Origin of the sequence: Janibacter endophyticus (assembly GCF_016888335.1) — a bacterium.
GTDB lineage: Bacteria > Actinomycetota > Actinomycetes > Actinomycetales > Dermatophilaceae > Marihabitans > Marihabitans endophyticum.
This window is the reverse complement of the sequence record NZ_JAFEJG010000004.1, coordinates 1484914-1498581: the sequence shown is the minus strand read 5'-3', so window position 1 is coordinate 1498581 and position 13668 is coordinate 1484914. Positions and strand designations below refer to the sequence as shown.

General features: G+C 70.9%; 13 protein-coding genes. 4 read left to right on the top strand and 9 right to left on the bottom strand.

Annotation, left to right across the window (positions count from 1 at the left end):
* The first annotated feature begins 49 nt into the window (after positions 1–49).
* Positions 50–1030 (top strand): NAD-dependent epimerase/dehydratase family protein, encoded by a 981-nt coding sequence (locus JNO54_RS07300; protein WP_204143301.1) that lies wholly within the window; start codon positions 50–52, stop codon positions 1028–1030.
* Positions 1027–2187 (top strand): LOG family protein, encoded by a 1161-nt coding sequence (locus JNO54_RS07295; RefSeq protein ID WP_307818103.1) that lies wholly within the window; start codon positions 1027–1029, stop codon positions 2185–2187. Before JNO54_RS07300 ends, JNO54_RS07295 begins: the two co-directional genes overlap by 4 nt.
* 571 nt (positions 2188–2758) lie before the next feature.
* Here the strand turns inward: JNO54_RS07295 and rlmN are convergent.
* From rlmN to pyrH, 4 genes are read right to left on the bottom strand one after another with little or no spacing between them, the layout of a single operon-like run.
* The gene (gene rlmN / locus JNO54_RS07290; RefSeq protein WP_204143300.1) at positions 2759–3973 is read right to left on the bottom strand and encodes a 23S rRNA (adenine(2503)-C(2))-methyltransferase RlmN; all 1215 of its coding nucleotides are present in this window, start codon (positions 3971–3973) and stop codon (positions 2759–2761) included.
* Positions 3970–4875, bottom strand: a complete 906-nt coding sequence (locus JNO54_RS07285) for a phosphatidate cytidylyltransferase (RefSeq protein WP_204143299.1) — start codon at positions 4873–4875, stop codon at positions 3970–3972. Before JNO54_RS07285 ends, rlmN begins: the two co-directional genes overlap by 4 nt.
* Positions 4876–4892: 17 nt before the next feature.
* Positions 4893–5450 carry a ribosome recycling factor gene (gene frr / locus JNO54_RS07280; protein ID WP_204143298.1) on the bottom strand — a complete coding sequence of 186 codons (558 nt, stop codon included), beginning with the start codon at positions 5448–5450 and terminating at the stop codon, positions 4893–4895.
* A gap of 53 nt (positions 5451–5503) precedes the next feature.
* The gene (pyrH, locus tag JNO54_RS07275) at positions 5504–6232 is read right to left on the bottom strand and encodes a UMP kinase (protein WP_204143297.1); all 729 of its coding nucleotides are present in this window, start codon (positions 6230–6232) and stop codon (positions 5504–5506) included.
* A 192-nt stretch (positions 6233–6424) separates the two neighbouring features.
* Here pyrH and JNO54_RS07270 point away from each other — a divergent pair, with 192 nt between their 5' ends.
* A complete protein-coding gene (locus tag JNO54_RS07270; RefSeq protein WP_204143296.1) occupies positions 6425–7012 on the top strand; it encodes a TetR/AcrR family transcriptional regulator in 588 nt (195 codons plus the stop codon).
* Between the two features lie 78 nt (positions 7013–7090).
* Here JNO54_RS07270 and tsf read toward each other — a convergent pair whose 3' ends face one another.
* Positions 7091–7918: a translation elongation factor Ts gene (tsf, locus tag JNO54_RS07265; protein ID WP_204143295.1), complete on the bottom strand. Its 828-nt coding sequence runs from the start codon at positions 7916–7918 to the stop codon at positions 7091–7093.
* 48 nt (positions 7919–7966) lie between these two features.
* Positions 7967–8881: a 30S ribosomal protein S2 gene (gene rpsB, locus JNO54_RS07260; protein ID WP_204143294.1), complete on the bottom strand. Its 915-nt coding sequence runs from the start codon at positions 8879–8881 to the stop codon at positions 7967–7969.
* Positions 8882–9120: 239 nt separating this feature from the next.
* On the opposite strand from rpsB, the gene JNO54_RS07255 reads away from it, so the two are divergent.
* Complete coding sequence (locus JNO54_RS07255) at positions 9121–10272, top strand: aminotransferase class I/II-fold pyridoxal phosphate-dependent enzyme (protein WP_204143293.1); 1152 nt, start codon at positions 9121–9123, stop codon at positions 10270–10272.
* Between the two features lie 81 nt (positions 10273–10353).
* On the opposite strand, the gene JNO54_RS07250 is transcribed toward JNO54_RS07255, so the two are convergent.
* The 3 genes from JNO54_RS07250 to JNO54_RS07240 are packed head-to-tail and all read right to left on the bottom strand — an operon-like array spanning position 10354 to position 13663.
* Positions 10354–11706 carry an ABC transporter substrate-binding protein gene (locus JNO54_RS07250; protein ID WP_204143292.1) on the bottom strand — a complete coding sequence of 451 codons (1353 nt, stop codon included), beginning with the start codon at positions 11704–11706 and terminating at the stop codon, positions 10354–10356.
* On the bottom strand, positions 11703–12788 hold the full coding sequence (locus JNO54_RS07245; RefSeq protein WP_204143291.1) for a branched-chain amino acid ABC transporter permease: 1086 nt from the start codon (positions 12786–12788) through the stop codon (positions 11703–11705). The genes JNO54_RS07250 and JNO54_RS07245 overlap by 4 nt, the downstream gene beginning before the upstream one ends.
* Entirely contained in the window at positions 12788–13663 is an 876-nt protein-coding gene (locus JNO54_RS07240; protein WP_307818102.1) for a branched-chain amino acid ABC transporter permease, read from the bottom strand. The genes JNO54_RS07245 and JNO54_RS07240 overlap by 1 nt, the downstream gene beginning before the upstream one ends.
* Positions 13664–13668: the final 5 nt, after the last annotated feature.

Sequence of the window (13668 nt, the reverse complement as noted above, 5' to 3'; positions counted from 1 at the left end):
ACTATGGGTCCATGCTCGCCGTCGTCGCTCACTGCCCCGTCTGGTAACCATGGGTCTGCTCGTCCTCGGAGGTACCGCGTGGCTCGGCCGCGCGGTCGCATCAGCGGCCCACGACGCCGGATTCGACGTCACGTGCGCGGCCCGCGGCTCCGGTCCGGTCCCTGATGGCGTCGAGCTCGTCCGGGTCGACCGGGACGAGGACGACGGCCTCGCGCCGCTGCGGGACGTGCACTGGGACGCCGTCGTCGACGTCTCACGCCACCCCGGCCAGGTCCGACGAGCCGTGCGGGACCTCACCACCGACCACTGGGTCTTCATCTCCTCGGGCAACGTCTACGCCGAGTTCGACGCGCCGGACCAGCACGAGTCCTCACCGACGCTCCCCCCGCTCGAGGGTGACGTCATGCCGGACATGAGCGCCTACGGCGCCGCGAAGGTGGCCTGCGAGGAGGCGATCCGGTCCGCCGAGGCGAGCGCGACGATCATCCGGGCCGGGCTCATCGCCGGCCCCGGCGACGTGACCGGCCGCGGCGGCTACTATCCGTGGCGTTTCGCCCACCCGACCGGCGACGACGTCCTCGTGCCCCCCGACCTCACCCAGCCGGCCGCGATGATCGACGTCGACGACCTCGCCGACTTCGTCGTCCTCATGTCCGAGGACATGATCGACAAGACGATGAACGTCACCGGACGCGTCACGACCGTCGGTGCCGTCGTCGAGACGGCTCGAGAGGTGGCCGGCAGCGGGGCGACGCCCCGCCCCGTCCCGGCCGAGATCCTCGAGGAGGCCGGTATCGGCGCCTGGATGGGCACCCCTTCGCTCCCGCTCTGGGTGGACGACCCGTCCTGGCGGCACTTCCCGTCGCTGTGCGCCACGCGGGCCAGCTCCTACGGCCTCGTGACCCGGCCCCTCAGGCAGACCCTCGAGCGGGCGCTCGCCTACGAGGAGGCTCGTACCGAGCGCCGCCAGGCCGGCCTCACCGACGACGAGGAACGCGCTGTACGCGCCCTGCTCGACGAGCGCGTGTGAGCGAAGAGCACCGTCCCGACGTCGTCAGCGACGAGGTCCGGCGTCACCCGGCCGCCCGCGAGGTGACCACTCCGGCGGATCTGCGTGAGGTCCTCACGACCCGGGCGCCCATGCGCGGCATACGGATCCAGGACCTCGACCTCGGTCCCTACGAGGCGATGCTGCTCAACCGGTCCGAGCTCGAGGGCCTGGTCGTCCTCGGTGGCCAGATGTCGCACGCGCTGGCCGACCACCTCCGGCTGCACGGGGCGCTCGTCTTCCCCACCGACCCGCACGTCCCGATCAACCCGTACCGGGCGACCCTCTACCGCTCCGGCGACCTGTACGAGGGGCTCACCGCGCGTGGCTACGCCGACACCCCGGATGCCCGGGCGTACGTGTGGTCGCAGGACGCCGACCTCGGCCACGACATCTTCGCGACGCTGCTGCGGGCGATCCACGACGACTCGATGAGCGACGCCCTGACCGAGCAGCTCCTCGGGCGCACCGTCGTCGGTGTCATGGGTGGGCACGCCCTGCAGCGCGGCACGCCGGAGTACGCCGACGCCGCCCAGCTCGGGCACCGGCTGGCCGAGGCCGGGCACGTCGTCGTCACCGGTGGCGGTCCGGGCGCGATGGAGGCAGCCAACCTCGGGGCCTTCGTCGGGGCGGACTCCCGGCTGGATGAAGCCCTCGACCGGCTCGCGGCCGTCCCGTCCTTCCGCCCGTCGATCGATGCCTGGGCCCAGGTGGCGATGGACCTGCGCACCGAGCTGCGCGAGGTCAAGCTCCGGGACGGTACGAGCGGGATCCGCAGCATCGGCATCCCGACGTGGTTCTACGGGCACGAGCCGCCCAACGTCTTCTGCAACGGCATCGCCAAGTACTTCAGCAACGCCATCCGGGAGGATGCCCTGCTCAGCCGGTGCTCCGACGGGCTCGTCGTCCTGCCGGGCGCGGCCGGGACGGTGCAGGAGATCTTCCAGGCGGTCACCCCGCTCTACTACGCCGCGCCGGGTGCGCCTGTCCCCCCGCTCGTCCTCGTCGACCGGGTGCACTGGGAGGAGACGATCCCCGTGGTACCCGCGCTGCGCGCGCTCGGGCACCAGCGCGACCTCGGTCCGAGGACCCATGTCGTCGACACGGTCGAGGACGCCACCGCCCTCCTCACCGCCTAGTGCGTGCCTCTCAATTCGCGACAAGGTGACATCCGTGCCTCTCGCGGGTCGCGCAGCAACACGTCGTTGACCGTCTTGGGCCAAGGGTGAAGGGGAGCCACCCGCCGACCCTGACAGCCGCCACGCCCCATCGCCAAACGACGTGCAGTGGTGTCCCGATGGACGCGCGGGCAGCGGCACGATCGCTGCGCGGCATGGGCGTGCTTGGGCCGGGAAACCCCGACGGGGCCGACAAACCTGGGGTAGACCGCGAAGTATCCCGGCCGCGAAGCGGTTTCCTGGTCCAGCTCGGGTTTCCCGGGCTGGCGCAGCATGAACCCGGGTGGTCAAGGTCGGCCCTGGTTCCACATCACGACACTGTCACCGGCATGAGCGAGGTGTCACGCGCGCCCCTGGCCACCTCTGCGACGCATGGGCCAGGGCAGGAAGCAGAGGACGGTGACGTTTCCCCACGGTCTACCACGGTCCGAACTCCCGCGGCAGGTCGCGCCAGGCGATCCCGGTCCGGCCGGTAGAAGATCCCCCCACCCTCACCCGCGATCACGCAGGCATTCGGGAGACACACCCCAGGTCAGGCGGTCGCCGCGGCGAGCTGGCCGCACGCGCCGTCGATGTCGCTGCCCCGGGTGTCGCGCACCGTCGTCGGGATCCCGTGGGCCCTCAGCCGCTCGACGAACTGCTGCTCCACCCCACGCCGCGAGGCCGTCCACCTGCTGCCGGGTGTCGGGTTCAGCGGGATCGGGTTGATGTGGACCCAGCCCTTGCCGCGCGCGGTGAGCTTCTCGCCGAGCAGGTCGGCGCGCCAGGCCTGGTCGTTGATGTCGCGGATCAGGGCGTACTCGATGGAGACCCGCCGGCCCGTCGCCTGGAAGTAGCGGTAGGCGGCATCGATCGCCTCGTCGACCTTGTAGCGCGTGTTGATCGGGACGAGCTCGTCACGCAGCTCGTCGTCCGGCGCGTGCAGCGAGAGGGCCAGGGTCACCGGGATACCCTCCGCGGCGAGCCGGTCGATACCCGGCACGAGCCCCACGGTGCTCATCGTCAGCGACCGCGCGCTCATCCCCAGCCCGTGCGGCGCGGGGTCGGTCATCCGGCGGATCGCGCCGATGGCCGCCTTGTAGTTTGCCAGCGCCTCCCCCATGCCCATGAAGACGACGTTGGTCACCCGGTCCGACCCTCGGGTCCCCGAGACCGGACCGGCCTCGTCACCCTCGCCCGACTCGGCACCCAGCTCCACCCCTTCGCCCGACGCGACCGGTCCGGCGTCCTTGAGCATCCGGTTGGCCGCGAGGACCTGGTCGACGATCTCGGCGCCCGACATGTTGCGGGTCAGCCCCTCCTGACCGGTGGCGCAGAAGGGGCAGTTCATGCCACAGCCGGCCTGGCTGGAGATGCAGATCGTCGCGCGGCGCGGGTAGCGCATGAGCACCGACTCGACGAGCGCCCCGTCGTGCAGGCGCCAGACCGACTTGATCGTCGCACCGTTGTCCGCGGTGATCGCGCGGACCGGCGTGAGCAGCTGCGGCATGAGCCCCCGCACGAGCTCCTCGCGGCCCGCCTTGGGCAGGTCGGTCATCGCGGCCGGGTCGTCGGTGTGGTGCACGAAGTAGTGGGTCGAGAGCTGCTTGGCGCGGAAGGCCGGCAGCCCGGCCTCGACGACCGCCTCGGCGCGCTCGTCAACGGTGAGGTCCGCCCAGTGCCGCGGCGGCTTGCCGCGGCGGGGCGCGGACATCGTCAGCTGCCCCGGGACGGGCCGCTGGGTGCTCGGGGTGGGCAGGTCGGTCATCCGGTCACCGGGGAGATGAGGCGCAGGGCGGCCCACACGACGGGCGCCACGAGCACGAGGGAGTCGAGCCGGTCCATGAGGCCTCCGTGGCCGGGGAGGATGTTGGACATGTCCTTGACGCCGAGGTCGCGCTTGATGCTCGACTCGACGAGGTCACCGATCGTGGCGACCGGCGCGATGACCATGCCGAGCAGCGCCCCGTGCCACCACTGCCCCGAGTCGAAGATCAGCGGGATCGAGATCGCACCGACGACCGCGCAGGTGAGCACGGAGCCGGCGAAGCCCTCCCAGGACTTCTTCGGCGAGAGCTTCGGCGCCATCGGGTGCTTGCCGAGCAGCACCCCGAAGGCGTAGCCGCCGATGTCGGAGAAGACGGTGATGAGGATGAAGGCGAGGACCCGCCACTGCCCCTCCGGCTCGGCGACCATGAGCGCGGCGAAGCCCGCGAGGAAGCACGGGTAGAGCAGGGTGAAGGCCCCGGCGCTCACGTCGGTCAGCGCACCGTCGAGCCCGTCCGCGACCCGCCACACGAGCACCGCGACGAGCGAGAGGGTCGTCGCGACGACGAGCGCCTCCGGCCCGCGGACGTACCCGGCGATCGCCATGCTCACCGCACCGATCGCCACGGGCACGAGCGGCGCGTGGATCGAGCGCTCGGCGAGCGCCTGCCGCAGCTCCCACACGGCGATGACGAGGGCGACGCAGAGGATGCCGACGAAGATCTCCGGGAGGACGAAGAGCCCGACCACGACGAGGACCGCGAGCGCCACCCCGACACCGACGGCGGCACGCAGGTCGCGCCCCGCGCGCCCGACCGCCTTCGGCTGCTGGGCATGACGGTCCGCCCGCCGCAGCGGTGGGTCCACGACGACAGGCGCCTCGACCGGTCCGATCTTGTCCATGGGCGAAGGGAGGTCGCTCAGACCTCGGTGAGCTCGGCTTCCTTGCGCTTGAGCAGGTCGTCGACGGTCTCGGTGTACCTCTTCGTCAGGGCGTCGAGCTCCTTCTCGCCCCGGGTGCCGTCGTCCTCGCCCACCTCGCCGTCCTTGACGAGCTTGTCGATGGCGTCCTTGGCGTGCCGGCGGACGTGCCGCATCGAGACCTTGGCCTCCTCGGCCTGGGTGTGCGCGAGCTTGACGTACTCCTTGCGACGCTCGGCGGTCAGCTCCGGCATGACGAGCCGGATGACGTTGCCGTCGTTGCTCGGGTTGGCGCCCATGTCGGACTCGCGCAGCGCCTTCTCGATCGCGCTCATCGCACCCTTGTCGTAGGGGGTGACGAGCATCGTGCGCGCCTCGGGGGTCTGGAAGGAGGCGAGCTGCTGCAGCGGGGTGGGGGCGCCGTAGTAGTCGACCAGGACGTTGCTGAAGAGCCCCGGGTTGACCCGGCCGGTCCGGATGCCGGCGAAGTTGTCCTTGGCCACCTCGACGGCCTTCTCCATCTTCTCCTCGGCCTCGAGCAGGGCGTCCTCGATCATGGTGTTCGGCTCCTCGTACGTTGCGTGGGGATGTCTGGGGACAGTGTCCCAGATCAGGGGTGGACCAGGGTGCCGATGCGCTCGCCGAGGAGGCCGCGGGTGATGTTGCCCTCGCCCTCCATGCCGAAGACGACCATCGGCAGGCCGTTGTCGGCGCACAGGCTGAAGGCGGCGGCGTCGACGACCTTGAGCCCGTTGCGCAGCGCGTCCTCGTAGGTGACCTCGTCGAGCTTGCGGGCGTCGGGGTTGCTGCGCGGGTCGGAGTCGTAGACGCCGTCCACGCCGCTCTTGGACATGAGCACCGCGTCGCAGCCGATCTCCAGGGCGCGCTGGGCGCTCACCGTGTCGGTGGAGAAGTACGGCATGCCGGCGCCGGCGCCGAAGATCACGACGCGACCCTTCTCGAGGTGGCGGATCGCGCGGCGCGGGATGTACGGCTCGGCGACCTGCCCCATCGTGATCGCGGTCTGGACACGGGTGTCGATGCCCTCCTTCTCCAGGAAGTCCTGGAGCGCCAGGCAGTTCATCACGGTGCCGAGCATGCCGATGTAGTCGGCCCGCGCCCGGTCCATGCCCTTCTGCTGCAGCTCGGCCCCGCGGAAGAAGTTGCCGCCGCCGACGACGATGGCGACCTGCACCCCTTCGCCCACCGCGTCGGCGATCTGCCGCGCGATCCCCCGCACGACGTCCGGGGCGACGCCGACCGTGCCACCTCCGAAGACCTCGCCCGACAGCTTGAGCAGGACCCTGCGGTAGGCGGGGGCAGCGGACGTCTCGGTCACGAGGGTCTCCTCAGGGGTGCGGTGAGCGCGCCGGTCGGGCGCGCCCGGGCCGACCCGATCTTTCCACACCTGCCCGGATCCCCCGACCCGGCCCAGGGCGAAGGGGCAAGCGCCGGTGGGCGGCCCGACGTCCGGGCCGTCGATCGGCCGCGGTCCCACCGTGACGGCCCGCGGTTCCCTAGGATCTCGAGGATGAACGCCACCCTTCGCGACCGGATCGTCGAGGCCGCCGCCCGGCGCACCGTCGCCCAGGGCTGGAGCGGGGTGACGATGGGGCGTCTCGCGGACGTCGTCGGGGTGAGCCGGCAGACCGTCTACAACGAGGTCGGGTCGAAGGGGGACCTCGCCGAGGCCCTCGTCCTCCGCGAGCTCGGGACCTTCCTCGCGCAGGTCGAGACCGCCTTCGTGACGCAGCCGGACGACGTCGCGGCAGCGGTCCGCGACTCCGTGCGATCGGTGCTGCGGTACGCCGAGCGGAGCCCCCTGCTGCGGGCCATCGTCTCCTCCACGCACGGGGTCGAGACCGACCTCCTCCCGCCCCTGACGACCAGCTCCGAGATGCTCGTCGGCAGCGCCTCGACGACGGTGCTCGGCCTGCTGGGCCCGTACGACCTGCCGGTGAGCGAGGTCCGTCTGGCGGGGACCGTCGACGTCCTCGTCCGCACCGTGCTCTCCCAGGTGCTCTACCCCACCCAGTCGGCGGACGAGTGCGCCGAGCACCTCAGCTGGATGGTGAGGAGCATCGTCGAGCGGGCGGACCGGGACGACGCGAGCGTCTGAGCAACCCGGGACGACGAAGGGGGCGGCCCTCCCGTTGCCGGGTGGGCCGCCCCCTTCGCACGGGGTGCTGCTCGGACGTCAGGCGCCGACGCGGAAGCGGGCGAACGACGTGGCGGTCGCACCGGCCTCCTCGAGCACCTTCGCGACGGTCTTCTTCGCGTCCTTGGCGAACGCCTGCTCGAGGAGGACGTTCTCCTTGAAGTAGCCGTTGACGCGACCCTCGACGATCTTGGGGAGCGCAGCCTCGGGCTTGCCCTCCTCCTTGGCCGTCTCCTCGGCGATGCGACGCTCGTTCTCGACGGTGGTCGCGTCGACCTCGTCGCGGGTGAGGACGCTCGGGCTGAACGCGGCGATGTGCATCGCGACGTCACGGCCGACCTGGTCGTCGCCGCCCTCGGTGCCCAGGAGGACACCGATCTGGGCGGGGAGGTCCGGGCTCGTCTTGTGGAGGTAGGCCGAGACGACCGGGGCCTCGACACGGGCCACTCGCTTGACCTCGATCTTCTCGCCGATCGTCGCGTTCGCCCCGTCGAGGAGCTCCTTGACGCTCTGGCCGTCGACGGTCGCGGCGAGGAGCTCTTCGGCGTTGGAGGCCTTGCTCTCGACGGCCGCGGCGAGGACCTTGTCGGCGAGCTCGCCGAACTTCTCGCCCTTGGCGACGAAGTCGGTCTCGCAGAGGACCTCGACGAGCGTGCCGACGCCGCCCTCGGCGGAGGCGGTGACCAGGCCGTTGGAGGTCGTGCGGCCCTCACGCTTGGTCACGCCCTTGAGACCCTTGACGCGCAGGATCTCGGTCGCCTTGGTGGTGTCGCCGTCGGCCTCGTCGAGCGCCTTCTTGACGTCGAGCATGCCCGCGCCGGTGGACTCGCGCAGGGCCTTGATGTCAGCGGCGGTGTAGTTCGCCATGTGGTGCTCTCCTTGTGAGGTGAGAAGCGGGCAGGTTCGGTGGTGCGCTCAGGCCTGGGGCTCGGCGTCCGCGGCCGCGGGGGCCTCGGTCGCGGCCGGGGCCTCTGCGGTCTCGACGGCCGGGGCAGCCTCGGGGGCGTCCGCGGCGGCGGTCTCGCCGGCCTCCGGGGCGACAGCCTCGGTGGTCGCGGCAGCCTCGCCGGCGAGGAGCTCGCGCTCCCACTCGGCCATCGGCTCGGCGTCCTCGCCCTGCGCGGCACCGGACTGGCCGCCGGATCGGGCCAGGAGGCCGTCGGCGACGGCGTCGGCGACGACGCGGGTCAGGAGGGTGACGGAGCGGATCGCGTCGTCGTTGCCCGGGATCTTGTAGTCGACCTCGTCCGGGTCGCAGTTCGTGTCGAGGATCGCGATGACCGGGAGGCCGAGCTTGCGCGCCTCGTCGACGGCGAGGTGCTCCTTCTTCGTGTCGACGATCCAGACGGCCGAGGGGACCTTGGACATCGAGCGGATGCCGCCGAGGGTCTTCTCGAGCTTGTCCTTCTCGCGCTGGAGGAGGAGGAGCTCCTTCTTCGTGTAGCCGGAGCCGGCAACGGTGTCGAAGTCGAGCTCCTCGAGCTCCTTGAGACGCGTGAGGCGCTTGGAGATCGTCTGGAAGTTCGTCAGCATGCCGCCGAGCCAGCGGTGGTTGACGTAGGGCATGCCGACGCGCGTCGCCTGCTCGGCGATGGGCTCCTGGGCCTGCTTCTTCGTGCCGACGAAGAGGATGGTGCCGCCGTGGGCGACGGTCTGCTTGACGAACTCGTAGGCGTCGTTGATGTAGGTCAGCGACTGCTGGAGGTCGATGATGTAGATGCCGTTGCGCTCGGTCATGATGAAGCGCTTCATCTTCGGGTTCCAGCGACGGGTCTGGTGCCCGAAGTGGACGCCGCTCTCAAGGAGCTGGCGCATGGTGACGACGGCCATGCCGTGTCCTCCTGTGCTCGTGGGTTGTCAGTTGTGTCCTGGCGCCTGCACGCACCCCGCCCGATCGCTCGGGACTGCCGTGGTGCGCCTCTGATCGGAGCAAGCTCGTCACAGACGGGAAGACGCGCGAATTCGCCCGGGCAGAGCCGGGCGTGCCTCCATCGTACGCGCGCCCGGGACGGCAGGGGAAATCGGCACCACCACCCCGGCATCCCCCCTTCGTCCTAGGGTGGTTGGCCATGACCTCCCGACTCGTGGCCCGACTCCAGCCGCACGGCGAGTCCGTCTTCGCGACGATGTCCGGGCTGGCCGTCCGGCACCACGCGATCAACCTCGGTCAGGGGTTCCCCGACGACCCGCCACCGCCCGCGATCGTCGAGGCCGCCCGCGTGGCCCTGGCCGCCGGCGACCACCAGTACCCGCCCGCCCGTGGCGTCCGCCCCCTGCGCCGGGCGATCGCCGCCCACCAGCAGCGACGCTACGGCCTAGAGGTCGACCCGGAGCTCGGGGTGACGGTGACGACCGGGGCGACCGGGGCCCTGGCCGCGAGCATCCTCGGGCTCGTCGAGCCCGGCGACGAGGTGGTGACCTTCGAGCCCTGCTACGACGCCTACGGCGCGCTCGTCGACCTCGCGGGCGGCGTGCTGCGCCGCGTGCCGCTGCGCTTCCCCGACCTCGCCGTCGACGCCGACGCGCTGACGGCCGCGTGCGGTCCGCGGACCCGGGTCATCCTGCTCAACACCCCGCACAACCCGACGGGCAAGGTCTTCACCCCCGCAGAGCTCGAGCTCGTCGCCGAGCAGGCCCGCCGGCACGACATCGTCGTCGTCACCGACGAGGTCTACGAGCACATCACCTTCGACGGCGCCGAGCACGTCCCGATCGCGACGCTGCCGGGCATGTGGGAGCGGACGATCACTATCTCCTCGGCCGGCAAGTCCTTCTCCGTCACCGGGTGGAAGGTCGGCTGGGCCAGCGGGCCCGCCGACCTCGTCGAGGTCGTCGCGAGCACGAGCCAGTGGCTGACCTTCTCCGGCGGGGCGGGCTACCAGCCCGCCGTGGCCGAGGCGCTCGGCCGAGCTGAGGAGCTCGTCGCGCCGATGCTCGGCATCTTCGCCCGGCGGCGCGACCTCATGCTCGCCGGTCTCGAGGAGATCGGGATGATCCCGACGGTCCCGCGCGGGAGCTACTTCGTCGTCGCCGACGCCGCGCCGCTCGGGGTGACCGACGCGCTGCGGTGGTGCCTCGAGCTCCCGGAGCGGCAGGGTGTGGCGGCGGTGCCGGTCTCGGCCTTCTGCGCCACCACCGAGGGCACCGGCTCGCTGATCCGTCTGGCCTTCTGCAAGAGCGAGCAGAGCATCCGCGAGGGTCTGCCCCGCTTCGTCGGCTGAGCCCTCCCGTCGCGCCCGCCGACCCGAGGACGACGAAGGGGTGACCGGTCCCCCGGTCACCCCTTCGCCCCGTCGGCCGGCTCACTCGGCGACAGGCACCTCCGGGATGCCGCTCTCCGGCGGCGCGTCGTCGGCAGCCTTTGAGTCGTCCGGGGTGATCTCGGCGTCGCCGATGTCGGTCACGAGGACCTCGGTGAGCGGCTTGCCGATCCCCTTCTCGATCTCCGACACCAGCATGCCGGTCATGCCCAGGTGGCTCTCCTGAGAGAAGCGGTAGGGCGCGAGGGCCGGGTCCGGCCAGCTCTGCCCGTCGGTCTCGATGACCTGGATGATCCGCTCACGGGTGAGGTCCTTGCCGGCCGCCTGGAGCGCGGAGACGAAGGTGTAGGCCTGGGACATGCCGTAGACCCGGTAGTTCGTCAGGTCGCCTTCCTTGCCGTGGGCGTCCCAGACCTTGTTCCACAGGTCGGTCCAGGGGCTGTCCTCGTCGTCGGCGCCCGGGATGTACTCGGTCGTCATGACCCCGTCGAGCGCTGACTGGCCCGCCTTGACCTGGCCCTGCGAGAACTTGTCGAGGAGCCCGCCGATGAGCCGTGCGTCGCTGCCGACGTTGGTGTACATCCACTTGGGCTTGAAGCCCAGCTTCATCGCGCCGAGCTGGCTGAGCGCGGTGTAGCTCGGGGTGTTGAAGCCGATGACGAGATCGGCGCCGGACTCCTTGAGCTTGGACATCTGCGGGCCGATGTCGATGTTGCCGGAGGCGTACTCCACCCGCTCGACGATCTGGTCGTCGATGTACTGGCGCAGACCGGTCTCGCCGTCCTCGCCGAGCTCGTCGGCCTGGAGGAAGAGCCCGACCTTGGCGTCGGGCATGTTCTCCTTGATCCACTGCCCCATGATCTTGCCCTCGATCTCGTAGTCCGGCTGCCAGCCGAAGGTCGTGGGCCGGGCCTCGGGGTCGTTGCCCCAGTCGTGCGCGCCGGAGGAGACGAAGAGGTCCGGGACCCCCTCCTGGTTGAGGAAGTCGATCACCGACATGTGCGTCGCGGTGCCGAGACCGCCGACGATCGCGAAGACCTCGTCGCCGAGGACCAGCTCGTCGACGACCTTCGTCGTGTTGGTCGGGTTGTAGGCGTCATCCTTGACCGTGTACTCGATGGTGCGGCCGTGGATGCCGCCCGCCTCGTTGACGTAGTCGAGGTACGCCTGGACTCCGGTGTTGATCTCGGAGTAGCCCGGCGCCGCGACACCCGTCAGCGGCTGGTGGGTGCCGATCTTGATCGTGGTGTCGGTGATGCCGGTGGTGTCACCCTTGGCCGCACCGTCGTCGCCGGAGGCGCCGTCCGAGGCGTCGCGGCCACCGGCACCGCAGCTGGCCAGGACCACTGCGGCTGTGGACGCGGCGACGACCGCGCGCAGTCGGGTACTTCTCATGATGTCTCCTCGAGGGTTGTGCCCTGCGGTGCTGCAGTGCGTGGGGTGGGGGGAGCGATGGGTGTCCGCCTCTGCCGGTAGGCGCGGATGATGGTGCCGACGAGCCCGGATGGGGCGAGGAGCACGACCGCCATGGTGGTGAGGCCGAGCACGAGGGGGGCGAGCTCGGCGGACTGCAGGTCGGAGAGACCCATCGACGAGCCGAGGTTGGTGACGTAGCCGGGGAGGAGGGTGAGCAGGGCCGCCCCGATGAGCGCCCCCGTCAGCGTCCCCAGGCCGCCGAGGACGACGGCCATGAGGAGCGTCAGCGAGAGGACGATGGTGAAGCCGGTCGGCGCGGCGATCCGGGTGATCATCGCCATCAGCGAGCCGGCCAGGCCGGCGCAGGCCGCGCTGACGACGAAGCAGCCGACCCGGTTGCGGCCGAGGTCGATGCCCGCGAGCTGCGCCGCGACCGGGTCGTCGCGGACCGCCCGCCAGCGACGGCCGACCCGGGACTCCCCGAGGTTGCGCAGGAGCAGGAAGGTGATCACCAGGCAGCCCACGGCCAGGGTGGCCATCCACTGCGTGGTGCCGGTGTCGGTACCCGTGAGGAAGAAGAGGCCGTCGTCGACGAGCTTCGGCACCTCCGGGCTCCTGACTCGCAGCCCCGGCTCGCCGCCGAGCGTCCCGCGGAAGTGCGTCGCGAGGGAGGGGAGGGCCACGGCGAGCGCCAGGGTGGCACCCGCGACGTACGGGCCGTGCAGCCGCGCCGCGGCGAGCCCGACGACCAGACCGATGACGACGGAGACGATCACCGCGGCGACGAGGAGGACGAGCACCGAGGTCTCCCGGCCGTCCTGCAGCAGGAGCGCCGTCGTGTAGGCACCGACGGCCATGAACGCTCCGTGCCCGAGGGAGAGCTGTCCGTTGAGACCGGTGAGCACGGTCAGGCCGCCGGCGGCGATGGCGAGGTAGGCGATGTTGGCCACCTGCCCCTGGCGGTATCCCGACAGGAGGTCGATGACGAAGACCGCCACGGCCATGACGAGCACGGCGACGAGGACCCGGCGCAGGGCGTGCGAGGCGAGCAGGGTGCGCATCAGACCGTCCGTTCCGTCGAGGTCGAGAAGAGTCCGCCGGGCCGGATGAGGAGGACCACCACGAGGACGACGAGGGCGGCGAGCGGTACCAGCCCCGACCCGAGGTACCCGCTGACGAGCGAGAGAGCCACTCCCATGACCAGACCGCCGACGACGGCGCCGCCGGGACTGTCGAGTCCGCCGAGCACCGCGGCGACGAAGCCGTAGACCACGACGCCGTCCATGTACGAGGGGTGCACGAGACTGCCTCCGGCGATGAGCAGCCCCGAGAGCGACCCGACGAGGGCTGCCAGGGCCCAGCCGAGCATGAGGCGGTTGCTCACCCGGACGCCGAGGACCTTCGCCACCTCCTGGTTGAAGGCTGCGGCCCGCATCGTCAGGCCGAGGTCGGTCTTGAGGAAGAGCAGCCGCAGCACCGCCATCACCGCGATGACGACGAGGATCGTGAAGATGCTGAAGGGTGTCAGTGCCAGGGTCGTGCTGCCGACCTCGATGCCCTGGAGGCCGAAGGGTGCCGGGAAGGACTTGAAGTTGCTGCCGAACACGATGGCGGCCACCGCGTGCAGGACGATGAAGAGCCCGAGGGTGAGGATCACGGCATTGATGTGGCTGTCGTGGTCCACGTACCGGATGATCAGCCGCTCCACGACGGCACCGAGGACGAACCCGGAGACCAGGGCAGCCGCGAAGGCCAGCCAGTAGCTGATCCCGGCATCGATGAGGGTCAGCGCGATGAAGGTCGTCACCATGGCCATCGGCGCCTGGGCGAAGTTGACGATCCGTGTGGACTGCCAGATGAGCACCAGGGCGAGCGCGAAGGCGGCGTAGACCATGCCCAGGGACAGTCCGCCGAGGACGGTGTTGATCAGCTGCACGTCGT

Coding starts and splice junctions, on each gene's coding strand:
- JNO54_RS07300 (WP_204143301.1), top strand. CDS start 50: ATGGGTCTGCTCGTCCTCGGAGGTACCGCGTGGCTCGGCCGCGCGGTC.
- rlmN (WP_204143300.1), bottom strand. CDS start 3,973: ATGACCGACCTGCCCACCCCGAGCACCCAGCGGCCCGTCCCGGGGCAG.
- JNO54_RS07285 (WP_204143299.1), bottom strand. CDS start 4,875: ATGGACAAGATCGGACCGGTCGAGGCGCCTGTCGTCGTGGACCCACCG.
- frr (WP_204143298.1), bottom strand. CDS start 5,450: ATGATCGAGGACGCCCTGCTCGAGGCCGAGGAGAAGATGGAGAAGGCC.
- JNO54_RS07270 (WP_204143296.1), top strand. CDS start 6,425: ATGAACGCCACCCTTCGCGACCGGATCGTCGAGGCCGCCGCCCGGCGC.
- tsf (WP_204143295.1), bottom strand. CDS start 7,918: ATGGCGAACTACACCGCCGCTGACATCAAGGCCCTGCGCGAGTCCACC.
- rpsB (WP_204143294.1), bottom strand. CDS start 8,881: ATGGCCGTCGTCACCATGCGCCAGCTCCTTGAGAGCGGCGTCCACTTC.
- JNO54_RS07255 (WP_204143293.1), top strand. CDS start 9,121: ATGACCTCCCGACTCGTGGCCCGACTCCAGCCGCACGGCGAGTCCGTC.
- JNO54_RS07250 (WP_204143292.1), bottom strand. CDS start 11,706: ATGAGAAGTACCCGACTGCGCGCGGTCGTCGCCGCGTCCACAGCCGCA.
- JNO54_RS07245 (WP_204143291.1), bottom strand. CDS start 12,788: ATGCGCACCCTGCTCGCCTCGCACGCCCTGCGCCGGGTCCTCGTCGCC.